This is a genomic window from Streptomyces sp. NPDC058741, from assembly GCF_042746715.1.
Classification (GTDB): Bacteria; Actinomycetota; Actinomycetes; order Streptomycetales; family Streptomycetaceae; genus Streptomyces.
On sequence record NZ_JBHYQH010000033.1, the window covers coordinates 28,471 to 55,404 of the forward strand.

20 protein-coding genes and 2 pseudogenes are annotated in these 26,934 nt (G+C 69.0%); 15 read left to right on the top strand and 7 right to left on the bottom strand.

Annotated features, from left to right (window positions below; all coding sequences use genetic code 11):
• Positions 1-2: 2 nt before the first annotated feature.
• The 5 genes from ACFW6P_RS23580 to ACFW6P_RS23600 form a co-directional block, all read right to left on the bottom strand.
• A complete protein-coding gene (locus tag ACFW6P_RS23580) occupies positions 3-707 on the bottom strand; it encodes an RraA family protein (RefSeq protein ID WP_386357305.1) in 705 nt (234 codons plus the stop codon).
• Between the two features lie 89 nt (positions 708-796).
• On the bottom strand, positions 797-1,798 hold the full coding sequence (locus ACFW6P_RS23585) for a mannonate dehydratase (protein ID WP_386357308.1): 1,002 nt from the start codon (positions 1,796-1,798) through the stop codon (positions 797-799).
• 128 nt (positions 1,799-1,926) lie between these two features.
• A complete protein-coding gene (locus tag ACFW6P_RS23590) occupies positions 1,927-2,937 on the bottom strand; it encodes an ABC transporter permease (protein ID WP_386357310.1) in 1,011 nt (336 codons plus the stop codon).
• Complete coding sequence (locus ACFW6P_RS23595) at positions 2,934-4,460, bottom strand: sugar ABC transporter ATP-binding protein (protein ID WP_386357313.1); 1,527 nt, start codon at positions 4,458-4,460, stop codon at positions 2,934-2,936. The genes ACFW6P_RS23590 and ACFW6P_RS23595 overlap by 4 nt, the downstream gene beginning before the upstream one ends.
• A gap of 78 nt (positions 4,461-4,538) precedes the next feature.
• Positions 4,539-5,537 carry a substrate-binding domain-containing protein gene (locus ACFW6P_RS23600; RefSeq protein ID WP_386424659.1) on the bottom strand — a complete coding sequence of 333 codons (999 nt, stop codon included), beginning with the start codon at positions 5,535-5,537 and terminating at the stop codon, positions 4,539-4,541.
• 313 nt (positions 5,538-5,850) lie between these two features.
• Between ACFW6P_RS23600 and ACFW6P_RS23605 the strand changes: the two genes are divergently transcribed.
• Complete coding sequence (locus ACFW6P_RS23605) at positions 5,851-6,576, top strand: FadR/GntR family transcriptional regulator (protein ID WP_386424661.1); 726 nt, start codon at positions 5,851-5,853, stop codon at positions 6,574-6,576.
• A 409-nt stretch (positions 6,577-6,985) separates the two neighbouring features.
• Here ACFW6P_RS23605 and ACFW6P_RS23610 read toward each other — a convergent pair.
• Positions 6,986-7,200 (bottom strand): annotated as a pseudogene (locus ACFW6P_RS23610) (hypothetical protein); the annotation flags it as partial.
• Positions 7,201-7,326: 126 nt separating this feature from the next.
• On the opposite strand from ACFW6P_RS23610, the gene ACFW6P_RS23615 reads away from it, so the two are divergent.
• The 8 genes and pseudogenes from ACFW6P_RS23615 to ACFW6P_RS23650 all read left to right on the top strand — a co-directional run bounded on the left by ACFW6P_RS23615 (position 7,327) and on the right by ACFW6P_RS23650 (position 15,130).
• Positions 7,327-7,530, top strand: coding sequence for a hypothetical protein (locus ACFW6P_RS23615; RefSeq protein ID WP_386424688.1), 204 nt, complete (start codon positions 7,327-7,329; stop codon positions 7,528-7,530).
• Positions 7,531-8,036: 506 nt separating this feature from the next.
• Entirely contained in the window at positions 8,037-9,095 is a 1,059-nt protein-coding gene (locus ACFW6P_RS23620; protein ID WP_386424663.1) for a LacI family DNA-binding transcriptional regulator, read from the top strand.
• Positions 9,096-9,188: 93 nt separating this feature from the next.
• On the top strand, positions 9,189-10,601 hold the full coding sequence (locus ACFW6P_RS23625) for an ABC transporter substrate-binding protein (protein ID WP_386424666.1): 1,413 nt from the start codon (positions 9,189-9,191) through the stop codon (positions 10,599-10,601).
• Positions 10,602-10,704: 103 nt separating this feature from the next.
• On the top strand, positions 10,705-11,604 hold the full coding sequence (locus ACFW6P_RS23630; protein WP_386424669.1) for a carbohydrate ABC transporter permease: 900 nt from the start codon (positions 10,705-10,707) through the stop codon (positions 11,602-11,604).
• Positions 11,601-12,479 (top strand): carbohydrate ABC transporter permease, encoded by an 879-nt coding sequence (locus ACFW6P_RS23635; protein WP_386357333.1) that lies wholly within the window; start codon positions 11,601-11,603, stop codon positions 12,477-12,479. The genes ACFW6P_RS23630 and ACFW6P_RS23635 overlap by 4 nt, the downstream gene beginning before the upstream one ends.
• Before the next feature lie 52 nt (positions 12,480-12,531).
• Positions 12,532-14,031: a glycoside hydrolase family 32 protein gene (locus ACFW6P_RS23640; RefSeq protein WP_386424671.1), complete on the top strand. Its 1,500-nt coding sequence runs from the start codon at positions 12,532-12,534 to the stop codon at positions 14,029-14,031.
• Positions 14,028-14,237 (top strand): annotated as a pseudogene (locus tag ACFW6P_RS23645) (PfkB family carbohydrate kinase); the annotation flags it as partial. The gene ACFW6P_RS23640 and the pseudogene ACFW6P_RS23645, both read left to right, overlap by 4 nt.
• 131 nt (positions 14,238-14,368) lie before the next feature.
• Positions 14,369-15,130, top strand: coding sequence for a PfkB family carbohydrate kinase (locus ACFW6P_RS23650; protein ID WP_386424685.1), 762 nt, complete (start codon positions 14,369-14,371; stop codon positions 15,128-15,130).
• A 347-nt stretch (positions 15,131-15,477) separates the two neighbouring features.
• Here ACFW6P_RS23650 and ACFW6P_RS23655 read toward each other — a convergent pair whose 3' ends face one another.
• Positions 15,478-16,476 carry a translation initiation factor 2 gene (locus ACFW6P_RS23655; RefSeq protein WP_386357339.1) on the bottom strand — a complete coding sequence of 333 codons (999 nt, stop codon included), beginning with the start codon at positions 16,474-16,476 and terminating at the stop codon, positions 15,478-15,480.
• 97 nt (positions 16,477-16,573) lie between these two features.
• On the opposite strand from ACFW6P_RS23655, the gene ACFW6P_RS23660 reads away from it, so the two are divergent.
• The 6 genes from ACFW6P_RS23660 to ACFW6P_RS23685 all read left to right on the top strand — a co-directional run bounded on the left by ACFW6P_RS23660 (position 16,574) and on the right by ACFW6P_RS23685 (position 26,555).
• Positions 16,574-21,004, top strand: a complete 4,431-nt coding sequence (locus ACFW6P_RS23660) for an AAA family ATPase (protein WP_386424674.1) — start codon at positions 16,574-16,576, stop codon at positions 21,002-21,004.
• A gap of 67 nt (positions 21,005-21,071) precedes the next feature.
• Entirely contained in the window at positions 21,072-22,514 is a 1,443-nt protein-coding gene (locus ACFW6P_RS23665; protein ID WP_386424676.1) for a hypothetical protein, read from the top strand.
• 325 nt (positions 22,515-22,839) lie between these two features.
• Entirely contained in the window at positions 22,840-23,286 is a 447-nt protein-coding gene (locus tag ACFW6P_RS23670; protein WP_386357347.1) for a hypothetical protein, read from the top strand.
• 1,132 nt (positions 23,287-24,418) lie between these two features.
• The gene (locus ACFW6P_RS23675; RefSeq protein WP_386357349.1) at positions 24,419-24,871 is read left to right on the top strand and encodes a MarR family transcriptional regulator; all 453 of its coding nucleotides are present in this window, start codon (positions 24,419-24,421) and stop codon (positions 24,869-24,871) included.
• A complete protein-coding gene (locus ACFW6P_RS23680; RefSeq protein WP_386357352.1) occupies positions 24,868-25,179 on the top strand; it encodes a replication initiation protein, RepL2 in 312 nt (103 codons plus the stop codon). The genes ACFW6P_RS23675 and ACFW6P_RS23680 overlap by 4 nt, the downstream gene beginning before the upstream one ends.
• Before the next feature lie 266 nt (positions 25,180-25,445).
• Complete coding sequence (locus tag ACFW6P_RS23685; protein ID WP_386357355.1) at positions 25,446-26,555, top strand: hypothetical protein; 1,110 nt, start codon at positions 25,446-25,448, stop codon at positions 26,553-26,555.
• The last annotated feature ends 379 nt before the right edge of the window (positions 26,556-26,934 follow it).

Sequence of the window (26,934 nt, forward strand, 5' to 3'; positions counted from 1 at the left end):
GGTTACAGGACTCCGTGTTCGGCGAAGGCGGCGGTGGCGGTCATGCCGGATTCGATGGCGCTGCGGACGACGTTCTCGACGGAGAGCTTCTGCAGCGCGCGCTCGACGACTTCTGCCTCGACCTCCCGCGGGACGACGACCACGCCGTCGATGTCGCCGAAGACCAGGTCGCCGGGGCGCACGGTGACCGCGCCGATCTCGACGGGCACCCGGTAGTCGACCACCCGGGTGCGTACTGCGGCGTCCTGGGCGTAGGCCCCGCGGCTGAACACCGGCCAGTTCTGGGACAGGACCTTGGGGGTGTCGCGATGGAAGCCGTCGATCACCGCCCCGACGGCGCCCCGGGTGCGTGCCGTGGCGGTGAGGATCTCGCCCCAGGCCGAGCACGGGGTCACCGAGCCGCGTGCCAGGTAGACCTCGCCGGGGCGCAGGTCGTCCAGCGCCTCGGTGAGCAGGCCGAAGGGCTTGCTCTGCGCGCCGAAGCAGTCGGCGATGAGCACAGGCATCGCGCGCCCGGCGACGACGGTGTCCGGGGTCAGGCCCCGGATCTGCGGAGGCAGGAACTGGTGGCGGTGTCCCAGCTGGTCCAGGATGTCCCCGACGACCGGCGTGGTCAGGCGGGTCCGCACCGCTTCCACCAGCGGATCCGGTCCGGCGTCATGGTCCGGGCCAGATGTGAGGCGCTCGGTCGATGGGGTCTGGCTCATGGAAGAGTCCTCGCAGTCGTGGTCATGGCAGTCCGCGCGCATCCGCGTCGGCGGCCGATCGGGCGGGATCCGTGTCCGTTCCTGTGGTGTCAATGCCTGCCGCCGACGCCGTGCTGCAGCCCCCGGAGGTAACCCAGGGCGAACAGCCGGCCGAGCGTGGCGTAGCCGGGGCGCTCATTGGACTCGCCGTGCATAGCCGGGACGTGGTCAGGCCGCATGGGACCGTCGAAGCCGCCTTCGAGGTAGATGCGCATGCACTCGGCCAGGTCGGTGGGCCCCGCGTCATGGAACGTCTCGCTGAAGTCCTCGGCCGAGCCCCGCACGTCGCGCAGGTGAACGAACGCGATGTGCGGCAGGAACTCCCTTATGGTGTTCGGCAGATCCGAGGTCATCAGCCGGAAGTTGCCCTGGCAGAAGGTGATGCAGTTCGACGGCGACGGGTGCTCCGTCAGGATCCTGCGGTAGCTGTTCAGCGAGTTGATGATCCGGGGGATGCCGCGCACGGACGGCAGCGGCGGATCGTCCGGGTGCAGCGAGAGCTTGACGCCCGCCTCCTCCGCCACGGGGAGCGTCGCGTCCAGGAAGGCGTGCAGGCCGTCCCACAACTGCTCGGCCGTGACCTGGCCAGGTGCGACGAGTGGCGGTTCCTGCTCGGCGTCCGCGAGCCGGAACCCGGTGACAAGAGCCCCTCCGCGGTCGGGGACGCTCACATCGGTGCGAGCCCAGCCGCTGAGCGCCATCCAGTTGTAGCAGAGCACACCCACACCCAGTTCCCCCATCGCGCGGATCTGCTCATGGATGCGCTCCAGCTGCTCCTCGCCTCCAGGCAGACCCAGACGGACGCCGTCCATCGGCGGGGTGTCCTCGAAGGCGATCACGCGCATGTCGTGTCGGGCGAACAGGTCGATGACGCGCTTCAGGCTCTCCTTGCTCCAGGGCTCGGCGACAGGCGGCTGAGGCGGCTGAGGCCAGCTCCGCTGCTGCTCACCGCCCTCCAGGAGGGCGACAACGTCGTCAACGCCGCACTGCTTGACCAGTTTCCAGAGATCTTGCGGCAGTCTCGGGTCCAGTAGCTCGCTGAGGTGAATCACGGCACGTTTCCTCTCTCCGCCGTGAACGGGACGCGCGACCGGGGTCGTAATGATCCGTTTTCTGACACTGGGGGAGCCAATCGAGGCAGCGCCGGAGGCGGACCTTCGCAGACGGCCCCGCGACATCGCTACTTCTTCTTGGCCGATCGCTCGGCCCGCAGGACGTTGATGAGGACAGCGCCCAGCACCACGGCCCCGCGCACCACGTTCTGCGCATACGGGTCCACGCCGAGCAGCACCATGCCGTTCGACAGCATGGCGACGAACAGCACCCCGATGAACGTCCCGACGACGGTGCCGCGCCCCCCGGACAGGCTGGTCCCCCCGATGATCGCAGCCGCGATGGCGTCGAACTCGAGCCCGACCGCAATAGTGGGGGTCCCGGATGAGAGCTGAGCCGACTGGAGCAGACCTGTCACCGCAGCGGTGAAGCCGGTCAGCGCGAGAACGGCGATCCGGACGTGGCGCACCTTGATGCCGGACAACTGCGCGGCCTTCGGGTTCCCACCGACCGCGTATACCGACCGGCCGAAGACGCTGAACCGGGCGACCAGAGTGAACACGGCGAAAACCAGAAGCATGTAGAGGGCCGCGACGGGGAACTCGCCGAAGATCTTCCCGGAGCCCGAGTAGAAGAACGTGCCGGAGTCGATCGGGATGGCATACGCGTTCGTCAGCTGCATGGCCAGGCCACGCAATGCCATGTAGAGCGCCAAAGTGACGATGAAGCTGGGGACCTGGAACCGGGCTCTGATCCAGCCCGCGATGCCGCCCACCAGCACGGCCTGCACGATGATCACGAGACAGGCGAGCCACATCGGCCATCCGTGCTGCGCTACCAACACGCCGAGCAGGGCAGAGGAGAGGGCCGCCTGGGAGCCGACCGAGATGTCGATCTCACCTGCCACGATCACCAGGGTCATGGCGTAGGCGATGATTCCGAAGAAGGCCGCCTGCTGAAGGACGTTCAGCAGGTTCGAGACCTCGAGGAAGTGCGGGGCTGTGAAGGTGAAACAGATGAACATGGCGACGGCCGCCAGCAGGAGACCGAGATTGTCCCAGCTGCCGATCCGATGCCAGGAAAGGGAGCGGGGACCGCGGCGCGTCTCCGCGTCCGCGAGGGCAACGTCAGGGCTCACTGTTGTTCTCCAGATATGGCGAGGGCAAGAAGGTGGTCCGGAGTCGCGTCCTCTCCCGGTACTTCGTCAACGATTCGGCCGTCGCGCAGTACGAGGACGCGATCGCACACTTCGGTGAGCTCCTCGAGTTCCGACGAGACGAACACGACCGCGACATCGGATTCGGCAAGTGCGCGGATCAGCCGGTACAACTGCTGCTTGGCGTGGAGGTCCACACCTCGCGTCGGTTCGTCCAGCAGAAGAACGTTCAGCCCCGCCGCCAGGAGCCGGCCGATGACCACCTTCTGCTGGTTCCCGCCCGACAGATCGCCGATCGCCTTCCAGGGGGAGGAGGTGGCCACCCCCAATGACTCGCACAGGTCCGTCACGATGCGCCGCTCCCGCCCTGAACGCAGCCAGATCTTCGGCAGGACGCGGCCCCGAGCCGACAGCAGCATGTTTTCGAACACACTGAGCATCGGGACGATCCCGGCGCTGCGGCGGTCCTCGGAGGTCATCCCCAGCCCCAGGGAGAGCATGCGACTGGGACTGCGCCTCTTGATCTTCCGGCCCGCGACGCTGACCTCGCCCGACACATCATGGCGGGCTCCGAAGATCGCTTCGAGAATCTCGCTGCGCCCGGAACCGAGCAGTCCGGCGATCCCGACAATCTCGCCCGGGCAGACGTCGAACGACACGTCGTCCAGCAGGTGCGGCTTACTGAGGCCTTTCACACTCAGCACCGGCCGGGACGAGCGGAGCCTGCGTGTAGTGGCGAGTGGTTCTCGGTTCACGGGTGCGTCGCCCATGATGAGCTCTGCCACCTTGGTCGGCGACGCCTCCTTGATCGGCAGGGTCGCGACCTCGGCACCGTCCCGCAATACGGTGATCGAATCCGCGATCCGCGGGATCTCCTGCATCCGGTGCGATACGTAGATGATCGATACGCCCTTGGCAGCGAGCCTCCGGACCAGGGCGAGCAAGGTATCCGCCTCACGCGCATTCAGCGAGCTGGTCGGTTCGTCGAGGATCAGTATGCGGGGCTCGTGGACGATGGCCTTGGCGATCTCCACCAGCTGCTGCTCCGCGAGGCTGAGCCGGCCGGCCTCCCGCCACGGTGGGATCGGTTCCCCTACCAGCTCGAGTGCCCGGAGCGCAGCGCGCTCCACGGCCTTGGTGTCGATGAACGCGCTGCCCGTGCCCCGCCGCGGCCATCTGCCCAGGCAGATGTTCTCCGCCACGGACAGCCCGGGCACGAGGGACAGCTCTTGGTGCACCACACTGATGCCACCCGCCTGCGCCGCCGCGGGGCCGCTCCACCGGACTTCCTTACCCCCGGCGCGGAGGGTGCCGGAGTCCGGCTGCTCCGCGCCCGAGATGAGCTTGACCAGGGTCGACTTGCCGGCGCCGTTCTTCCCGAGGAGGGCACGGATCTCACCGCGCCTGAGCTGCAGGCTGACGTCGTTCAACGCCCGCACCGGACCGTACGACTTGACCAGATGCATCACCTCGAGTACTGGAGGTGCGGTTTCCCTGTCAGGCATCGGGTTCCTCCTCAGTTCGTCTTCGCGAACCGGCGGCAGATGCGCGGCGGGCGGCATCACAAGAGGTCGTGGCCGCCATCACTGGCCGAGGTACGCGCGGACGACGACGGGCCTGCTCCCCGAGTAGGCGATGCCGGGGATACCCACCGAGAAGGGCTCGTTCGTCCGGCCCGCGACGGACTGGATCGCGAAGTCGTAAGCCTTCGCCGCGGTGGCACTCGCGTCCTGCCCCGTGGTCACCTTGAGGATCGCGTCCTTGCTCAGCAGGGCTGTGGCGAGCTGGTCGCTGATGTCGGTACCGAAGACGGGAACCTCGCGGCCGCCGCTCTTCACCGCAGCGATCTCACCCAAGGTGCCGCCCTCATTGGCGGCCCACAGAAGGTTGATTGACGGGTTCGCCGAGAGCATGTTGGTCGCAATGGGGGTCGCCTTGTCGGCGAGGAAGCCCTCCTGGTCGGCCACGTACTTCGTCTGGACGCCCGCTGCCTTCAGAGCCTTCTTGAATCCCGCCTTGCGCAGCTTGCAGACTTCGAAGGAGTCACAGTTGAGAATCCCGACGACCGCCTTGCCGCCCAGCTTCTCCTTGATGTACCTGGCGGCTTCCTGACCGGTTGCGGTACCAAGTGCGGTGTTGTCCGACTGCACCACTCCCTTCACCACGTCCGGGCTCGCCGCCTTCCCCGTGCAGTTGCCGAAGCAGATCAGAGGAATCTTGGCAGCGCCGATGGACTTCATCGTGGCGATCGACCCGGCCGACGAGGTCGCCGGCTGCATGATGATCGCGCTGACGCCGCGCTGGATCAGGTTCTGGACCCCGCTCGCCTCCGCACCGGCGTCATTGTTCGTGTTCACCACGACGACGCGGTTGCCGTCCTTCTTGGCAGCGGCTTCGATCCCGCTCTGGATGCCCTGGAAGTACTTGTCGCCCTGCGGGAGCACGAGCCCGATGGTCGCAGGCTTCGCACCACCGCCGGCCTGCTTCGACTCACCGCCCGCGCTACCGCCAGTCCCTCCGGACGCGGCGTTGCACGCCGTCGCGGTTGCGGCCAAAGCGAGCGCGCCAGCCAGCGCGATCACTATCCGGTGTCTCATTGGCGTCTCCTTATCGGTTTAGCCGCTTAGCGGATAAGTGGGAAGGTAGGAGTCGCGTGTCACCCCTGTCAATAGTGCTTACCGAAGCTTGTCGCCGACGTACGGCCGAGGCCGGGCGGCGCGCGAGCGCACGCCAGCGCGGTGGACGGCCGCCGACTGCCCGATGGGCTGCGCGAGGAGAGATGATGCCCTTCATCCGCCCGAAGGTCTCTCTTCAGCTAGGCTGATATCTACATGTATGCTATTCGTCCGGATGTCTCGCAGGGGCCGGTGACCTGCGCGGAAGGTGGGAGGGCGTGTGCCTAAGCCGATCCAACGGCAGTCCCTGACTGAGATGGCCGTTGATGCGCTCATCGGCCTGATCGAGGAGCGGGGCCTGTCCGAGGGGGACGTTCTCCCAGCGACAGCCGACCTCGCAGCGGAGCTTTCCGTGTCCCGAGCGGTGATCCGGGAGGCGATTGCCGAGTTGGCCGGCCAGGGCCTGCTGGAACGCCGTCAGGGGCGGGAGACCGTGATCACCCTTCCTGGGCCCCGCCAGCTGGAGCGGCTGTTGCGTCTGCGTTTCGCGATCACTGGAATGCAGCTCGAAGAGATCCAGGACTACCGCGAGGTCGCCGAGGTCGGCTCCGCGAAGCTCGCGGCGGCCAGAGCGACGGAGTCGGACATCGAAGCCATCCGGAAACGGCTGGATGCGCTGCGCTCCGTCGAGAGCGAGGAGGATCTGCACGAAGCCGACCAGGCGTTCCACCGGGAGGTGGCACGCGCTGCAGGCAATCAGCTGGTCCTGCTCACCATAGACGCCATCACACCGCTCCTGCATCAACTGCGCGTCGAGGCCTGGCGTGGATGGAAGGAGTCAGGCAAGGGGATCGAACCGATCATCGAGGCACACGCAGCGATCCTCGACCGAATCAATGAACGCGATCCGGACGCGGCAGCACAGGCAATGCAGGCCCACCTGCTCCAGGCAGGTGAAGGCCTCGCTCTGGGTCGGCGACGCAGGGACACACGTGCCACCGGGTGACCGCGCACGGTGCACTGCCTGAAGGCCGCCGACTGCTTGATCCTTCCAAGGGTGGTACCAGCCGCTCGATGGGCGGCCCCGGCACCACCCAAAGCACCATCGCCCAGAGCACCCGCAAGGGTGTACGGCCGTGGCAGCCGTTGCCCGGCTATTCGGGAAGCGCGAGGACGTCGACACGGTGTGCGCGCCTGGGGCGGTCGGCGGGAGCGGTGCGTGAAAACCGAGGTCGCCCAGTCGGCACTCGACCTTGCCTCCGTCCAGTAGGAGCTCGGCGTAGACACCGCCGCTCGGCATGGTCAGGTTGAGCGGGAACCCTCCCCGGTGACATGGTCATCCGTCTGTTCGGATCGCTGGAGGGCTGCCCGTGGTCGCGGGTGAGATGCCGAACACTCCAACGGCAGATGTCGTGGGACAGCTCCGCCGGCCGCCGGGGCGGGATCGCCGAGACGTCCACGTCGCCGTGCCGAGGGCGGCGCTCTCCTCCGCCCGCTGGAGCGACCACTTCATCTGCGGACCCGACACCCGTACCGGACCGCTTCGCAGCCGGTCCAGCTTCGAGACCCGCTCGCCGGGCGGCACGGTCAGCAGCGAGTCCGGCACCGCCCGCTGACCGACGCTCAGCAGCCTGTCAGCGCAGCGTGATCGCCCACGGCAAGGGCGGGAAGATCGCCTCGAATCGGCGCGACGAGCAGGAGATGTTCGTCCTGTGCCTGCGCATCCTGCAATCGGCCCTGGTGTACGTGAACCCTGATGCTCCAGGACATCCTCGGCGAGCCGGAGTGGGCCGGCCTGCTCACCTGTGCCGACCGGCGCGGCCTGACCCCGCTGTTCTGGTCGCACGTCCGGCCCTACGGCGACGTGAACCTGGACACGGACGCTCGCCTCAACCTCGCCGCGGCGGCTGTTCCGGGACCCCGGGCTGCAGACAGCGCCGCCTCCCCCGAGGACGCATGAACCTGCTCCGCCGCAGGCCCGTCGCCGGGCCACGCCGGCATCCTGCCTGGCGCGATACCGACACGTGGCTGCCCCAGGCCCACGCCTGAGTAATGGTCCTGGTCCCGCCTGCCTGGTGACAGCCTCCCGGCGAAGACCGTGACGGCCACCGCTCCGGTTGCCGAACTCGCCTACCGAGGGATCCGGCGTCCGGACCGGAGCGGACCTGCGGAGATGTGCCAGAGGGACGCTGTTCATCCGGTCGGGCCGATGCTGGCCGAAGTACGGCGTTCGTGGCCCTGCGACGGGACTCGCAGAGACTCGGACGGTTCCAGTCGTGTAGGGCGGCCAGTCCCGCGCTGTCATGTCCCATCCGGGGAGCGACGGCGTTGGAACCGGATGAGGACATGCCGTGGCCACGAGTTCGCAACGGGCCATTGACACACGCTTCGGTCACAGGCACTCTCAGTGCACGCTGTTGGTGAAACGATTGGCCAACCCGGTATCAACTACTTTGGGCAGGGGTTATGGCGCGCCGGATCGGGATCAAGGACGTGGCTGCGGCGGCGGGTGTGTCCGTCACGACCGTGTCGTACATCCTCAACCGGGTGGAGGGGAAGCGGGCCAGCGCGGAGACCCGACAGCGTGTCTGGCGGGCGGCCGAGCAACTCGGGTACCAGCCGAACAACCTGGCGCGGGGGCTTCGGACGCAGCGTTCGCAGACCATCGGGTTCATCAGCGACGAGATCGCCACGACACCGAACTCGGGCCGGATCATCCTCGGTGCGCAGGAGGCCGCGGCGGCCCAGGGCATGGTGTTGCTGTTGGTGAACACCGGAGGCGATGCGGAGCTGGAGCGCCGCAGCATCGAGATGCTGCTGCAGCGCCAGGTCGACGGCGTGCTGTACGCGGCGATGTACCACCGGGTCGTGGAGCTGCCGGAGAGCCTGCGCTTGACGCCGACCGTGTTGCTGGACGCCCGCTGCGAGGACCCCGCGGTCCCGTTCGTGGTCCCCGACGAGGTCGAGGGCGGTTACACGGCGGTGCGCGAGCTGATCGAGCACGGACACCGCAGGATCGGCATGACGGTGGGTGTCGCAGACATCCCCGCCCTGCACGGCCGTATCGAGGGCTACCGCAAGGCACTCAAAGAGGCGGGTATCGCCTACGACCCTGCCCTGGTGGCCGCGGAGAAGGCAGTGCGCATAGGCACGCCGGCCGGGGACGCGGATGCCGGTTACCGAGCGGCGCGGCGCCTGCTGACCCTGGACGAGCGGCCGACGGGGCTGTTCTGTTTCAACGACCGAATGGCGGCCGGCGCCTACCGGGCCGCTACCGGACTTGGCCTGTCCATCCCCGGCGATGTGTCGGTGGTGGGCTTCGACAATCAGGAGCTGGTCTCGGAGACGCTGTATCCGGCGCTGAGCACGGTCCAGCTCCCGCACTACGAGATGGGGGCGCGGGCCGTGGCACAGCTGCTCGCGCTCACCGGAACGCCGGACTCGCCACCGGGCCCGGTCACTCAGGAGATGCTGCATTGCCCGCTGGTGGCGCGGGCATCGGTCACTTCGCCGCCCCGGATCTGAACCCGGGACGGCGAAGCATTCGCACAAAGACAGGCGGCCGCTGCAATCGGTCGTCATCCCTGTCTGTACTTGGAACACAGTGAGGGTACACGTATGTCCTCTGGGGACTTCAACACTCAGTTCAGCCGCCGTTCTCTGCTCAGAGCGGGCGCCGCGAGTGTCGCGGTGGCTGGGGTGGGCTCGCTGGCGGCCGCATGCTCGTCCGGCTCCTCCTCCAGCTCGTCGGGCTCGAAGACGCTGAACGTCGCGGTCTTCACCGACCAGGCGTCGGCGGACACGATGCAGAAGTCGGCCGCGGCGTTCGAGGCGGCGCACAAGGGCGTGAAGGTGAAGTTCACCGGCACCACCGGCACCGACTGGAACGACTTCTTCAGCAAGCTGCTCACCCAGATCTCGGCGGGCAACGCCCCCGACATCGCCTGCGTGGCCACCGAGGGCCTGCAGCTGTTCGCGGCCAAGGGCCTGGCCGAGCAGCTGGACACCTACGTCAAGCGGGACGCCGCCGAGCTCAAGCCGTACTTCGCCGACGTCCACCCGGCGCTGGTCGAGGCGATGATGTACCAGGGGCACCTGTACGAGCTGCCGACCGACTTCAACGCTGGCAACATGTTCTACAACACCTCCCTGTTCAAGAGCGTCGGCGTGGAGCGTCCGGGCGACGACTGGACCCGGGACGACTTCTACGACATCGCCAAGAAGATCTCCGCCAAGGGCGGCAACACGGTCGGCTACAACTGGGTCGTGCGGCTGTGGGGCTCGTGGACGTCGTGGATGTACGCCAACGGCGGCAACCTGCTGACCGAGGGCAAGTGGGACGGCGGCGACTGGCTGTGGAACACCTTCTACCCGAACGACCCGGCCGCCTCGGGCCGCAAGGGCGGCTGGCGCTGGGGTGACCCGACCGCCAACTCGGCCCCGGTCGTCGAGTCTCTGGACTACCTGATCCAGCTCCAGAAGGAAGGCGTCTCACCGAAGCCGGACGTCGGCGGCGGCGGCACCCTGCAGGGCCTGTTCGCCAGCAACAAGATCGGCATGGCCATCGGCGGCGGCTTCTGGGCGGGCGGCCTGCACAACGCAGGCATGGCGGACGACGCCTTCGACGTGCAGTACTTCCCCAAGTGGCAGTCGCAGCGCCACCTGTTCGGCTCCGGCGGCTACGGCATCATGAAGTCGTCCAAGAACAAGGACCTCGCCTGGGAGTTCCTGAAGAGCCTGATCCAGCCGAAGAACATCGACCTGCTGATCCCGGGCAACGTCACCACCCCGGCCCGCACGTCGATGCTGACGGCCGCTCGGTACGCCACCACCGGCCCCAAGCACTGGAACGTCTTCTACGACACCCTCACCAAGTTCCCCGAGACCGCCCCGATCCCGGCCCCGCCGTACTACCAGGCGATGGCCATCGCGCTGAACAAGCGCACCACGCAGGCGATGTCCTCGGGCAAGGCGAAGGCGGCTCTCGACGGTCTGCAGAGCGACCTCGAAACCGCCGCGAAGACGGGATGATCCACTGATGTCCCACCCTGTCCGAAGCCGCAGCCGCGCGACCGCCCCGGCGGCCGCGCGGCCCGGCCGCCCCCCACAGCACCCAGACGACGACGCTGCCGTTGTGCGGCGCCGCGCCCAGGCCCGGCGCGCCCGCCGCGAGACCCTGTTCGGCCACGGGATGGTGTCGCTGTCCCTGATCGTGGTCGTCGTCTTCACCGTCGGCCCGATCCTCGCCTCGTTCGTCCTCGCGCTGTTCAAGTGGGACGCCATCTCCAGCCCCCAGTTCGTGGGCCTGGACAACTTCGACGCACTGCTCAGCGACACGTCGGTCACGCACTCCCTGCTGGTGACCTCCAGCCTCGCCGTGATGATCGTCTTCCTGCAGGTCGTCCTCGGCCTCGGGCTGGCGCTGCTGGTCGCCCAGCGGGCCTCGAAGATCGTGCAGAACCTGTTCCGGGCGGCCTTCTTTCTGCCGATGCTGGCCTCCGCGGCGTCGATCTCGATCGTGATGTCGTACGTCTTCAACGACCAGTTCGGCGTCGTCAACTACTACCTGGGCCTGCTGCGTCTGCCCGAGGTGTCCTGGCTGAGCTCCACCGGCGGCGCGACGGCCACCATCGTGATCGTCGCCGTGTGGCAGCAGTTGGGCTTCACCTTCATCCTGTTCGTCGCAGCCCTCGGCTCCGTGCCTCAGGACGTCCTGGAGGCCGCGCAGATCGACGGCGCCTCCCCGGCCCGGATGTTCTGGCGGATCAAGCTCCCGCTGATCAGCCCCACCGTGCTGTTCGCGTCCACCGTGGGCCTGATCAACACGATGCAGCTGTTCGACCAGCCCTATGTGATGACCAAGGGCGGACCGGGCGACTCGACGTACACCACCGTGCTGCTCGTCTACCAGACAGCCTTCCAGAACCTGCGGTTCGGCTACGCCTCGGCCATCTCCGTGCTGCTGTTCGCCGTCCTTCTCGTCATCACGGCCGTGCAGTTCACGGTGAGCCGGAAGTGGGTGTTCTACTCGTGAGTGCCATCCTCGACAAGCAGCCCGCACCGGCCGTTCCCGCGCCGCGCCGCCGCCGTCGTCTCAGCCTTGGACGGCTGCTGTCCCTCACCGTGCTGATCGTGGCGGCCGTGCTGGTCGTCGCCCCGCTCGTGTGGGCGCTGTCCACATCGCTGCGCACCCCGGCCACGAGCTTCGACCAGCCGCCGAAGTGGTTCCCCACGGATCCGATCTGGTCGAACTACAGGGCTGTCTTCGACCAGGTTCCGCTGACCACGTTCTTCCTCAACAGCACGATCGTCACCGGGCTCATCGTGGCCGGCCAGCTCATCACCTCGACGATGAGCGGCTACGCCTTCGCCATGGTCCGCTTCCGCGGCAACAAGGCCCTGTTCTGGGTCATCCTGGCCACCATGATGGTCCCGATCCAGACGACCATCATCCCGGTCTTCCTGATCATCAAGTACCTGGGTCTGACCGACACTCGCATGGCGTTGATCCTGCCCGCCGTGGGCGGCGCCTTCGGCACCTTCCTGATGCGGCAGTACTTCCTGCAGATGCCCCGCGAACTCGGCGAGGCGGCCCGCGTGGACGGGGCCTCGCACTTCCAGGTCTTCGCCCGTATCTACGCCCCCATGGCCCGCGCCCCCATGGCCACGCTGGCGGTGCTCACCTTCTCCGCCTACTGGAACGAGTTCTTCCGCCCGTTGATCTTCCTGCAGACCACGGACAAGTTCACCCTCCCGCTGGGGCTGGTGAGCCTGCAGGGCACCAACGGCACCGGCAGCGTCTCCATCGTCCTCGCAGGCGTGATCATCGCCCTCATCCCCAGCGTGCTGATCTTTCTCGCCGCCCAGCGGTACTTCGTCGAGGGGATCGTGGCCGGCTCCTTCCGCTGAGCCGCCCTCCCCCACTCCCCCAGGCTCTCCGCACCAACCGAAAGGCAGGCGTGTGTCCACCGCGCCCTTTGACGCCCACCGCCCCGTCGCGCACCTGCGCCCCCCGGCCAACTGGATCAACGACCCCAACGGGCTGGTCTTCCACGACGGCACGTACCACGTCTGCTACCAGTACAACCCGTTCGGCACCCGCCACGCGAACATGCACTGGGGCCACTTCCGCAGCACCGACCTGATCAGCTGGGAACCCCTGCCGATCGCCCTGACGCCCACGCCCGGGGGCCCGGACGCCGACGGCTGCTTCTCCGGCAACGCCATCTCCGACGGCGACCGCATCGTCGCGTTCTACTCCGCCTACCGACGCGACCGCTGGGACCAGCCGGTCACCACCGCCACCTCCCTCGACAACGGCCGCACCTTCGCCCCCCGCGGGGACCTGCTCATCCCCACCCCGCCCGAGGGCACGACCATGTACCGCGACCCGTACGTCTGGAAGGTCGAGGAGGGCTGGCGGATGCTGGTCGGCGCCTCCCTCGACGACGGCCGCGCCGCGGTCCTCCTCTACGACTCGCCCGATCTGGAAACCTGGACCTACCGAGGCCCCTTCCACACCGGCGCCAGCGAGCCGTTCGGGCCGCCCAGTGCGGGCCTGCTCACCGGCGAGGGCTGGGAGTGTCCCCAGTACCTCCCCGCTGCCGACGGCTCCGGGCGCGGGGCGCTCATCGTCGCCGCCTGGGACGACCATGACGGCCCACGCGCCGTCCTGGCCCTGGCCGGCGAGGAACGAGACAACGTTTTCGACGCCGGCCCGCCCCAACTCCTCGACCACGGCCCGGACCTCTACGCCCCTGCCCTGCTGCCCGCCCCCGGCGGGCGCTGGCTGCTGTGGGGCTGGTCCTGGGAGGCACGTGAGGAGGAGTGGTCGGACGCCGACGGCTGGTCCGGCATACTCACCCTGCCCCGCGAGATCACGCTGACCGCAGACGGGCGGACGCATCAGCGGCCCGCCGAGGAACTCCTCGCGCTGCGCGGGGAGCGGATCCTGCGCTCCGCGGGACTCGCCTCCACCGCCGAACCGGTGGACCTGGGCACGGTGGGCCGCAGCTTCGACCTCACAGCCCGGCTGGACGTCACCGGCACAGCCGACCTGCGCCTGGTCACCGCCCCCGACCACTCCGAGTACCTCGACATCCGCCTCGACGCCGATGCCGGGGAGCTGACCGTCGACCGCGACCACGCTTCCCTTGACCCGCGCGCCCGCGGCGGCACCTACACGATCCCCTGCCCCGGCAGCGGGTCGGTGGACCTGCGTATCGTCGTCGACCACTCCGTAGCTGAGATCTTCCTGTCCACCGGCGAGACCCTCACCATCCGCTTCTACCCGGTCGGCGAACAGGGCTGCCACCCCAGACTCGACCGCCCGTGGCGCCTGGAGGCACGCGCCACCACAGGCGCGACTCTCGGCTACACCGTCGACGCATGGGAGCTCCAGCCGCTCCAGATCAAGGAGCCCGCACCCTCCGCTCCGGGCCGGAAGGGAGGCGCCTCATGACGACGGTCGTCACCGGCGAGACCCTGGTCGACCTCGGCTGGCCCTCCGGCAGCACCCGCATCACCCCGCACCCCGGCGGCAGCCCCGCCAACGTCGCCGTCGGCCTGCACCGCCTCGGCCAGCCGGCCCCCCTCATGACCTGCTGGGGCGACGACCCGCCGGGCGACCTGGTCCGCGCGCACCTGGACTCCACCGGCGTCGACGTGCACCGCCGGCCCAGCGCCTTGGGCCGCACCACCATCGCCCTCGCCTCCCTCGACGAAGCCACCGGCAGCGCCCACTACGACTTCCTCGCCACCTGGGAACCCGTCGACATCCCCTCCCGCCCCAGACCACCCTGCTCCACACCGGCTCACTCGCCGCCGTCGTCGAGACCTGCCACACACACCGCAGCCACACGGGACGCGTCGTTTCCGTCGACCTCAACGTCCGCCCCGCCGTCCTGCCCGACCGCGACGCCTACCGCACCCGGGCCGAACGGCTGGTCGCCGCCGCCGACCTCGTCAAGGCCAGCGACGAGGACCTGGCCTGGCTCCACCCCGACCTCACCCCCGAAGCCGCGGCACAGGCCCTGCTCGACCTCGGCCCCCGCCTGGCCGTCATCACCCGCGACGCCCGGGGGACAACCGCCCTCACCACCGAGCACCAGATCATGGTCCCCGCACCGCCGACGCACGTCGTCGACACCATCGGCGCCGGAGACGCCCTCCACGCCTGTCTCCTCGACACCCTCCTCCAGCCTGACGGCACGGTCCACATCCCGGCCACACCTGCCGAACTGGAAACCGTCCTGCGCCGCTGCGTCACCGCGGGCGCCCTCACCTGCACCCGCGCGGGCGCGCAACCTCCCACGGGAGAGGAGATCACTGGGACGCTGGCAGCCGAGAACTCCCCCATCTACGACTGTTTCTCGTCAACTCGCCCGAAAGGCCGGCGACCGCATATCTCGCACAACAGGATGCCCGAGCGAGACGATGTGACTCTTCTTCACTTGTGCGTCTGGGCAGAGGTGACGCCGCAACAGGGAATTCCCACGCTCTTCATGTCCCTCACCCCCTGCCGTCACGTGAGTCGGGTTCGGCGTCCGGAAGACCGGTGAGCGCGGCCACCTCACCGTGGCACAGCATCACGACGGCGTTGCAACTGCACTTGCAGTACTCGACCTCACCGTTCGACGTCGAGTGGGCGGACAACAGGCGCCAGGTCGGCGTGCTGGTGGTGGACGTGCAGCCCCAGGCCAGCAGCGGGCACCTCTCCGCAGTCGTCGGGAGCGTCGTGTCACCGGTCCCTGTGCCCGATCGGAGAGGAGGTTCCGATTCCTCAGCGGAGACCGGGCCTCTAGCCAGGTCTGCCTGCCTCGCCAGAGTCTCTGGGTGCTCCTCGCCGAGAATCCGGGCACGATCGCCCCTTTGGCCTCAGCCAGGCCTCGGGGCACGCCAGCGCCATCTAGAAGGTGTCGTCCTCCTCGTCGAGTTCCGCCAGCACTCTGCGCTCGATGGCCTCCACCTCATACCGTGCGTCGGGGTCGCCGCCGCGGGCGCGGACCGCGCCGCGGACCAGGGCGAGGTAGAAGAGCGCCGGCGCGCAGGGGGTCCATGATTCCTCAGGCTCGTCGAGGATGAACCTGAGGACCGACTCGGGGCCTGCGTCGACGAAGGCGTGGCCGTCGTGCTCCCACTTGTCGGCCACCCCGTGGCTCCAGCGCACCCGCATGTCCTCTTCGGACAGATCGGTGAGGACCGCGCGGAAGAAGCCGGCCCACTGGTTGTTGCACACGTCGAAGCCGAAGCCCAGGAGTTCGAGGTCGACCTCGTCCGATTCCAGTACGGCCAGTTCCTCGCGCAGCGCCCGGCGAGCGGCGGCGTGCAGGCTGACCCGCCCGCCGGGAGAGAGGTCGTGGTTACGGGCGAGTCCCTCGTTGGCGGAAGAGTTCCACTTGGACGTGTTGGGACCAGCCACCCGTGAGCTGCGGCGGGAGAACAGCATCTTGCCGTCCTTGCCAGTCTCGACAGCGACGTTGACCCCGAAACTGCAGAACATGAACGGCGGCACCTCCAAGAGGTCCTTGCCCTCCAGGTACTGCTGACGCAAAGTCAGGCCATTTCTCTGCTCGCGGCCCAGGTTGATCGACGTGGCGAGGAAGTCGTAGTAGTCGGCGTCGCACAGGGTGAGGGTGGCGACCGGGACCTCGGCTGTGTGGGTGCGGGAGACGACGAGGCGCCGCACCGCGAAGCGCGGGTTGTTCCAGCGGTACGGCTCGCCAGCCGCCTCCTTGCGGGCCTCCTCCGCCTCGATCTCGCGCCGCCACCCGGCCACCTCGTCAGGCAGTTCCACACGCTCGGGCACGTACTTCACCCGCACGTTCTCCTCTGCGATCGGACTGGTCCCGTCTCCTTCGAAGACATGGCAGTCGGTCTGGCGCCCTGCCACGGTGAACCTGTCCATGAGGGTCATCAACTTGCCCTTCTCGAGACCTTGTTCAGCAGTTCCGTGACATGTGTCATGCGGGTCGATCAGTATAGGTGCGGGAGGGACTACGGGGTTGTCTGTCGATGTCGAGATCAGACGGGACGGGTCGACCGGTCTGGTCGGCTCGGTTGCGATCGCCGAGTACGGCGAGCGTGGCGGACTGCGCGATCGCAGGCACGTCCTGCGGGCCCGCAGCCGCTTCGTGGAACTGTGCTACCGGCTCGGTTTCGACCGCGCCGAGAACCTGGAGGGCGACGGCACGCTGGAGCGCGTGGACGAGGGCCTCAGGCGATTCGTCGCCGCCGACGCGGCCCGGAAGATCCTCTACTGGACCGGCCACGGGCACGCCACTGAGGAGGACGCCTACGTCCTCGCCTGCCACGGCAGCTACGAGCCCGGCCAGCCGCACCCCGTCGCCACGCGGGCCATGCCCTTCACCCGGCTCTTGGAGCGCCTGGCCCAGGTGCACGGCTCCGAGCTGCTGGTGATCGTCGACGCGTGCGAATCGCAGCAGACCCTCGACGGAACCCGTTGGCTGCACGCCGCCCTGCGGCGCCACCGGGAGACGTCCCGAGAAACCGGACACGCCCACGACGGGTTCGTGGTCCTCGCCACCGCGGGCGCCGACCGCCCGGTGGAGGAGAGCCTGTGGGTGGACTGGCTCCAGGACACCCTCGCCGACCGGAGTCTCGAACTGGAGGGCACCGTCCGCCCGTTCGAGCCGACAGCCCCGTTCCTCTTGGTGCCGGACCTGCTGGAGGCCATGGACCGCCGAGCCGTCGACGCTGGTTACGAGGACGCCGCGTTGCGGCCCGCGTACGTCGAGGTCCACTCCCTGAGCCGCAGGTTCCTGCACAATCCGTACTACGACTCCTCCGATGCCGTCTACCGTTCCGCGGATCTGCCGCCCGACCAGGAACCCTGGCTCGCGCCCGAGCAGTTCGGGCCGGTCAACGACGGTCTGCTCCCGAGCCACTTCTCCGGCCGGGTGCGTCCGCTCAGCCGGCTGGTGACCTGGACCGCCTCCCAGAGCCGGGGCATGCTGGTGGTCACCGGTCCGGCCGGGACCGGCAAGACGGCGCTCCTCGCGCGGCTGGCACTGCTGTCGGTGCGCCGCCACGTGCAGGATCTGGACCCGGCGCCGCCCCCGCAGACCGTGCCCCGGCCCGGCTCGATCCACGGGGCGGTCTCCTGCCACGGGATGTCCCTGCACTCCCTGGCTCACTCCCTGCTCCGGGCCCTCGCCCCGCTGGGTGCCGAGGTGCCGCACAACGCGGGGATCACCGCGCGGGAGGCGGTGGAGCGGATCGGCGCGCTGGTTCCGCGCGTCGGCGGCGTCACGTTGCTCGTGGACGGCCTGGACGAGGCCATGCCCGGGCAGGCCCACGAGATCGCCCGGAGGCTGCTGAACCCCCTCTCCCGGTGCCCCGGCGTGAAGCTGGTCGTCGGTACCCGCGCCCACCCTCGCCGGGCGGTCGACGGCGGGGCACGCGAGTCGCTGATCGACGCCCTGGATGGCTCTTCCCCCGTCCTGGACCTCGACCGCGACCGGGACACCGAGCGGGACGTTGCCGCGCTGGTGGCCATCGTCCTTGCCGAGACCCCCGGCTCCCCCTACGCGGGACCGGAGAATGCGGCACTGCGGTGGGAGGCGGCCGCCCTGGTGGCCCGGCGCTGCGGCCGCAGGTTCCTCGTCGCCCGCTTGGCGGCCCGCGCACTCGCCCGGCAGTCCGCCCCGCTCTCCGCCGACGCGCTCGACCTCTTCGTCCGGCGCGGGGGCGGCGAACTGCGCGCGCGCATGGCCGACGAGCTGAACGTGCTCGACCCCGGGGACCGGGACCGGTGTGCCGAGCTGCTGTTGCCGCTTGCCGTGGTCCAGGGCCCCGGCCTGGCGGATCGGGACCTCTGGCTCACCCTGGCCAACAAGCTGCGCCGCAGGCGCACACCGGAGATCACGCGCGGGATGCTCGACGCCATGCTTCACCGGCTCAAGGGCGTCCTGATCACCACGGAACGCAGGCTGGGCCTGCCCCCGCTCCACCGTCTCGACCACGCGAGTTACGGCACGGCCCTGCTGGAGCGGGCCCGGTTGACCGAGGGGGCCGCGCACCGCCGTGTCTTCGATGCCCTGCACCGTCCCGCGGGCGACTGGAAACGGGCGCACAACTACACCCTGGCCTATCTCGGCGCGCACGCCGCCCAGGTACCGGTGGGTCCGGACGATCCGCCGGACGAGCAGCACCCTCTGGAGCAGTTGTTCCTGGACCCCGAGTTCCTGGTGTGGACGGATCCGGACGTGATGCTGCCACTGACCGGGCAGTCGGCCGGCACCTGCGAGGGAGCCGACCTCTACCGGCGGGTCGGCGCCACGTTTCGGGACGACCAGTCGCCAGCGCGGCGCAGAGCGGTGCTCGCCGCCGAGGCGTTCATCGGCCATCCCGACCTCCACGAGGCGCTCGACCGGCTGCCGGGGTTCGCGGAGCGCGGATGGCGGGAGGTGTGGACAGACTCGACCCCGCGGCCGGCCGAGCTGACGATGCCCGCCCCGCTCGGCGGTGTCCTGGCCCTGGACTGGAGCCGGGCGCGACCGCTCTCCCTCGCCGGCCGCGGGGAAATCGTCGGACGACGGGCCGAAACCGGTGCCTACGTCCACACCCGGCGGGCCCCCCAGGCCCGGGCCCGGGACGCCATGTTCACTGCGGTCCGCGAGGTGTCCTTGCGAGGCCGGCGCATCACCGCCTCGCACGATGGCCGGTCGCTGCACCTGTGGTGGGGCGACGAGCGCCTACCACACCGGACCTACGGCTGGGACGGCAACATCAGCGCCCTGGACGCCGCCCGCTGCGGCGACGGCGTCCAGATCGTGGCGGCGGACGGGCACCGGGTGTGGGCATGGCGCTTGGCCGTGGCGTCGGGTGGCGCGCCCGGTGATCGAGACGTGCGCCACGACGTCCTGCCCGTGCCGGCCGACCGGGTGGCCCTGCTGGCGTTACGGGACCGTTGCTTCCTGCTCACCGCCGCCGGTTCGCTCGCCCTGCACGAACTGCACGGCAAGCTCTACGGTGACCGGCCCCTGGTGCGCGGCAGCCGGGAGTTCCACAGCGCACCGGGCGTGCGCTACCACGCCGCCGCGGCCCTCGCCGAGGACGCCGACCACGGATTCGTGGCGGTGGCCGAGGCGGGCGCCGACCGAGACACCGTCACGGTATGGCGCGTGTCCGCGCCGGGGCACGGGGACCCGGACATCGTCCGCGTGGCGCGGTTCGACTCCCCTGCGCGGCAGATCGCCCTCGGCAGGCGGGGTGCCGCGCCGCTGCTCGCGCTGCACGAGGGCGGGCGAGTCCGGGTGCGCAGCCTCACCGACGACACGGTCGACGCGGTGCTGCGGCTGACCGCGCCGCGAAGCGGCCTAGCGTTCGACCCAACCGGCACCGGGCGGCTGGCTGTCGGGGACGGCGAGGAAGTCCGGGTGGTCGACATCGCGGCCTTCAGCGGCGCCGGTTCGGCCCCACGGCCGGTGAGCGGCGAGGCCTGGCCGCGGATCGCCGTGGCGACGGCGTCCTCGGGGTCGGTGTTGCTGGCGCGGGCGACCAGCGAGCGGGTGCTGCTCGGTGTGCACACTCCTTTGCGCGGTCAGGCGGGTCCGGGGGTCGCGTTCTCCCGGGGGAAACGGGTCACGGCGGTTTCCTCGCTGTGGCACGACGGTGCGTGGCTCGTGGCTGCTGCGGCCGGGCGCCGTGTCCGGGTGTGGCGGCTGGCCGAGGACCTCACGGAGTGGACCGAGGACGACCCGGTCGAACTGAGCGGCGACGTAAACGATGTGGTCCCCGGGCTCGCACTCGTACCGGCCCCCGAGGGCGGGTGCCTGCTGTTCGTCCCGGACGGGCTGCGGGTGGTCCCATACGGCCGAGAGGGCAACACGTGGACCGCACAGCCCGCAATCGAAGCTGCGCAGGTGAAGGTGTGCGACATGGCCGCGCACACGGCGGACGGACAGACCTGGGTCGTGGCGGACTGCGGCGACGCGCTGACACTGTGGCAGAGCACCGCGAGCGGCTTCCGTTGCGTGGGACAGCGGGCCGCTGCCCCCGACCAGCGCGTGGGCGTCGTCCTGACCACTCGCCTCGACGGCGGAGCACGGGTGCCCCTGGTGGCCTGGACCGAGGCGGGCACCGTGCGGCTGGCCGAGTACGACGACGTCGAATGGTCGGTCGGCCGGTTCTCCGCCCCGCACGGCCCGCCCACCGCGCTGGCCTTCGCGGGTACGGCCCGACAGCCGCTGCTGCTGGCGTTCGGCGGGGCCGGGACCGTCACCGTGCGGGACGGGGTCGGGGACGCCCCGCTCGACGAGCTGGCGATCCCGTACCGCGGCATGGAGGTACAGGCAGCGAACGCCGTGCACAGCCCGCGCCACGGACTGACGCTGTTCGTCCAGGGCCGCGACCGCTGCGACCAGGTGAGGATTCCCCAGGACCGCATGGCGGCCGCACTGCGGCGCAGGTGAACCCCGAACTGGGGCGACGGCAGGCGGGCGAGACCCCCCTGAGCAGAAGAGAGCGGAGAACCCTCACATGATCCACGACCTGGTCGTCTTCGTACCGGGCATCCTCGGCACACGTCTGACGCGCGACGGCAAGGACGTGTGGAACCAGTCGAAGCAGGCGCTGCTCGGCCTTCGGAGACCCGGGAGGGCGGTGGAAGGTCTGTTGCTGCCGCCGGGCATCGGCGATGAGGCGCCCGAAGGCCCGTGGACCCTGGAATCCGACCGGCTGCTGAAGAGCCCCGAGGCGCTGCCCGGCCTCGTGTCCAACATGGGGTACCCCGAGGTCCGGGCCGCCCTCGGCTGGAGCGACGCCGGCCGGGACGGGCAGGAGCCGCATCCGAAGCAGTACCTGGTGTTCCCCTACGATTGGCGCCTGTCGAACCGGCTCACCGCGCGGCGGCTGCGGGACCGGGTCGACACGGCCCTGGCCGAATGGCGGGAACTCGCGCCCAGCGTCTACCCGGCGGCACATGACGACCCGCCGAAGCTGATCCTCATGTGCCACTCCATGGGGGGCCTGGTCGCCCGCTACTACCTGGAGTGCCTTGGTGGACGCGGGCACACCCGCGCCCTGGTGACCCTGGGCACGCCGTTCCGGGGAGCCGCCAAGGCGGTCCGGGTTCTCACCGGCCACGCCCTGGAGCCGCAGAATACGGTCACCCGAGCGTTCGAGCGCGTCCTGTCGGTCAACGAGAGACTGGCCCACCTTGCGCGGTCCTTCCCGTCGGTCGCCCAACTGCTGCCCCGGTACGAGGCCGTGCTCAGCGAGGACGACGACAAGCGGCGCCTGCTGACCCGGGTACCCGTGCCGGACCTGCCCACCGAGCTGGTGGAGGAGGCGTTCGCGTTCCACCGGGACATCGACGAGGCGTGGGAACGCCATCAAGCCGGACTGTCCGCACCGCCGTACCGGGTGCACTGCTTCGCCGGGAGAGCGCACCCCACCGTGCACGGCGTCGTGGTCGGTGCCGACGGGACGCTGGAGTTCGTGACACGGCTGGACAACGACGGGGACTGGAGCGGCGACGGCACGGTGCCTGGTGGATCGGCCATGGCCTCCTGGGCACTGGAGCGGGAGGACGACGCTCTGTGGAGCGCCGAACGGCACTCCGGCATGGCCGGTGCCGAGTCCCTGCGGCATCAGCTCGGCGCGATCCGGCGCAGCAGGCCCGCCCGCCAGATGCTCGACGGGGACACTGCCTTCGGCGTCGAGGTGCCCGAACTGGCCTCGGCGGGCGTGCCGTTCATCGTCCGGGCGACCGGCCCGACGGTCACAGAACGGACGCTGCGGGCCCGCCTCGCCCCTCCCTCCGGGCCGCTCGCCGACGCCAAGCCGGTGACCCTGCTTCCGGACGGCACGGGCGGGGTGGCCGCCGAACTGACGGCCTCCGAGGGGACCTGGGTCCTGCGGGTCGAGGCCGACCGTCCGTACGTGGTGTGCCACGAAGTCGTCACCGTCGGCGAGCTGTGAACCTCTGACCAAGCTCGAAGGGGTCCGATACATGGGGACCGCCGTCGGCATCCCCTCTGGAATCCCTTTCAACCTCCAGGAACTTCGGAGAACTTCGGATCCTGCGTACTGGTGACAGCAAGCCTGCGGAATGAGCACTTGCGACAAGTCGAATGCCTCATCGGTGACAACCAGGCTGCTGCAACCGGTCCTGTCCGCCACCTCACACAGCTTCGCTGGTGACGACTTCTGAGCTTCGGCCCTCGTGTCGGCAGGGCCGTGCTTTCGCGCGGACACAAGGGGGAGAGGAGACGCGATCACGACGAGCACGACCAACATCCTGCGCGTGGCGTGGCTGCCCGATGACGACCCGCAGCGCGACTGGGAGATCGCGGCCGGCCTGGCTGGTGACCGGGTCCGGCAGGAATGCCGTCAGCAGGGCGCCACCGGAGTGCTTGTGCTCAACGGTTTCGGTGTCGAGCAGCAGGTCCCCTCCCTGCGGCGCTTCGCCGCTGAGCACGCTGTCACGACACCGCGTGCCTCCCGGGGCCGTATAGCCCGTGGTGTCGGACCCGTTCTCGCCTACGTCCCTGATGAGAAGACCCTCGACTTCGCCACGAGCCTTGCCCGTGCGTCATCGATCGCCGCGGTCGAGAGCATCAACGGCTTGTCCCTCCAGGGCTGGGCGCGACAGCTTGGCGCTGTCGACCAGCCGGGTCTGATCCAGTTGCTCCGGTGCGTAGAGGCCGTAGCCCCTCACAGGGTCGACGCGAGCAGGCCGAGCTCGTCGTGAAGACGCAGCGTCTCCGGCGACAGCCGGGACACCTTTGCCAACGTCCCTGTGGTCGGCAACTCCATGCTCGTTCCTCCTCATGCCAGCCACGTCGCCTGGCCCCACTGATGCTGTGGGCTCCCCCAAGCTGAAGGTCGACCAAGGTCTCCATTCGGTCCGTCTGGATGATCTCGTACTCGTGCGTGAGACGACGCAGCGGCGGCAGGCCCAGAGAGGAACGTGATCGTCCGGGATGGGAGGCCGACCCGGAGGAGACCTTTGGTGAAAGGTCGGGGATCGTGCGGGGCAGGTGTTCTGGTCACTGAGGATGGAGAGATCCCCCTCGCTCACACCAGATGGTCGTCCGGTCACGGCCGCCGCTCGCTGCTGCCTCGCACGAGGTGAGAGGCCGGCGGAGCCGCTCTTCGCGCCTAAGGATCGGGCGCATCCTCGGCCCTTGGGGGCCTGCGGTGCCCCCGATGGGGGCCGCGGCCCGTCGAGCGACTGCGGGCCAGGTCAAGGCACACATAGGCGTGGTCGAGGTCAGCGAGGGCTGAGGGAAGCATACGTGGCGGGTCAATCGTCGCCTGCAGGCGCATCGTGGCGTGCTTTCGTCGGCTGAGGACGGGGGAGGGCGCCAGCGTTTTCGTCGACGGGTTGTAAGTCGGCACTGCTGTGACGCCTCGCAGGCTTGTGTTGAGGCGCGGCCCGCGCGACTGCGCGCAGGAGCACGGTGTGTGGGTGGCTGGCCCCGCAGCTAACAGCCTGTGTTGCTGTAAGAGAGGGCGCACAGAGCAAAGACGCCCTGACCTGCGGAAACCTCCTTCCCCATACGGTTCTGCCGATCTGGCAGCCAGTTCTGAGCATCGTGCACCCGGTTCTCAGGAGCAGGGCAGGCAGTTCCGACAGCCGTTGTACCCATGTCTCATGAACCGTGACAACGGCTGCAGGATCTGACCAGATTGACTTCACGTACATGAGCGGGCGTTGTTTCTCGGGGGGTTGCATCCCGTGTGGATCAACGCCTGGTAGACCGACACGCCCTGAAAGCGGACTTGATGAACTTCGCGCTCATGTACGTTAAGTTCATCTGGTCGGCCCTGAGGGTCGCCACTCATCGACGTTGAGGCAATGTCCGAGCCTGGAGGGTCTGTTGGGAGCGGTACGCAGACTGGTTGATGCCGATACCGGCGAGGCCATCCCCTATGCCCCCTACGCCTTCTCGGGCGAGCACATTCAGGTGGACAAGGCCCGGGTCGAGGCGATCACCGAGAGCAAGGAATTCACCCCGAGCCAGAAGTACATGGTGCTGTGGTGGATCGGAGTCTCGCCCCAGGGCATGGCGCCGCTGAGGGCGACCGGCGCGGACATCGCCAAGAAGGTCGGGATGACCTCCGATGCGGTCGGCAAGATCAACCGGAAGCTGCTCAAGCTGCGCATCCTCATCGAGCGCGGGCGCATCGGCAATTACAGGCTCTACCGAATCAGCCCGTACATTGCCTTCCACGGGACCGGCATCGAGCAACGGGAAGCGATCAAGACATGCAACCCGCCGGACATCCCCGGCTTCGACAACACGACCCCTTCGCTGTGGGAGGTCCAGTGAATAACGACGACAAGCACAAGCTCCTGGACGTCCTCCACCGCACGGCCGGCATGACCGCAAACCAGCGCCTGGTCGTCATGCTCTACGCGATGCACCCCACCGACCGCGGCGGTGCCGTCGTGGAGACCGGCGCCAAACTCGCTGAACTCGTCGGCATGTCCCCGACCGTCTTCTCCCGCACCCGACGCCAGGTCGTTGAGGCCGGCTGGCTTGAGGAGTCCGAGCGGCTCGCGCACATCAGTTACTACCGGCTCAGCGCAAAGAGCACCGGTGAGGACGTTGTCGTCCCTCTTCGCCGCGCCACCTGAACGGTTCAGCACGCAGAACACATGTACGTGAGGTCAATGAGCACCCATCTCAGGATCGGTGCTCATTGACCTCACGTACATGAGGGCCATGGGCCTCCCCCTGGATAAGGAAGAGGAGCTGTCCGGACAATCATATGAATGCCCCACCCCATGCCCGGATCGTTGTCGTAGGCATGGGGCAGGGCGATCCGACGGTGTCGAGTGGGAACGGCTGCAGCCGTTTGGTAGGCAACGGACGTTGTGACCGGTGGCGGGACCATCAGCAGGTGATCGACGGGAGCCGCACCGGGGCACCGGCGCTGGGGTGTCCAGCGGAGCGGCGGCGGCAAGACCCCTCACTCATCCACCACGTCGCAGACGCCGTACAGAGCCCGCATAACCTGTTCATCGCGCCGTACTGGCTGCGGATCGAGCAGCATGCCAGCGCCGGCCGGGCCCTGCGTCTGCGGCAACTGGCCGAGGACGGTGCCGAGCGCCTGTTGAGCGAGCTCAGCCCGCACTACATCACATGGACATCACCGGTGCTGCACGTAACGACGGCCTCCGGCCGCGACGGCGACATTCACCTTGCGGGACGTGGGCTGCTCCTCATCCCGACGGTGTTCGGTGCTCATTACCTCGCTTACGACCCCCCGGGCGACGGCCAGCCCTGGATCACCTTTCCGGTCAGAAGGGGCGCGTACACCACCGCAGCCCCAGCCGTCTTCACCGCCGGTGCCCTAGACGGAGGAGGGCGGGGAGGGAACACTCTCATGGAGACCGGGGAGAACCGGGTGAGAATCTGCCGGAAGGCTGCAGTGAAGATCACTATCGAGGGCGCGAACGAGGAGTTCGCCGAGAAGCTCGTCGCGCTCGCCGCCCAGCACCACGCAGAGTTGTCCATCAGCACCGTCCGGCCGGGGTGGACCGTCGACCGCGCCGAGCGCTACCTGCGCGACCTGACCGCCGGCTCGCGACGGATGGCCGAGATGGTCATCCTCGACAGCGACGGCTACATCGACGCCAACGACCTCCGACGCGAGATCGGCAGGCTCAACGGCCCCTCCAACGGCTTGACCCGGGCCGTCCCGCGCGGGGTCCGCAAGGGGTGGTGGCCGGAGGGAACCCTGGCACCCATCACCCCCGTCTCCGACCCCGACAACCCGAGTTGGCACCAGAACATCGCGTACCGGATGGACAAGGAGATCCTCCCCGTCTTCCGCGAGGCACTCACCCGCATGGTGAGAGGCAAGGGAGGCGCCGAACGGGAAGCCCAACCCGCGGGCGCCGGCGTCTGGGAGGGCGATGCCCCCAGCGCACTCGTGCCGACGCCAGGGTGGGACTCCACCGACGACGTGCCGCGCGTGCTGCTCGGCAACGAAGACGAGGAGCAGTGACAGGTAGGGGTTGCGGGGCTAACCCCGCGCTCCGTCATAGTCGGCGCGGCTCGCCCAACCGGCGGGCCCAACCGGCTTGATGGGGTCACCTGTGTTCCCCGCCCGCAGGGCCGCCTGCTCCGTTCGCATCCCGGAGTGAGCCCTCATGGTGCTGTCGCTACTCATCGCTTCCCTGCCCGAGATGCTCGGCGCCCTCGGAGCCGCCGCTGTGATCACACTCGCTACTGCATCACGGCGCAGCCTGTCATCCCGCCGATCGACCCCACACCCAGCCCCGCCGGGCAACACCACAGTCGTCCCGCATGAGGGGGCGATGCGGTGCGGGGACTCCCCGCGCTGCGAGCTGGACACCCGCGTCGAACATGAACACGGCAGGTAG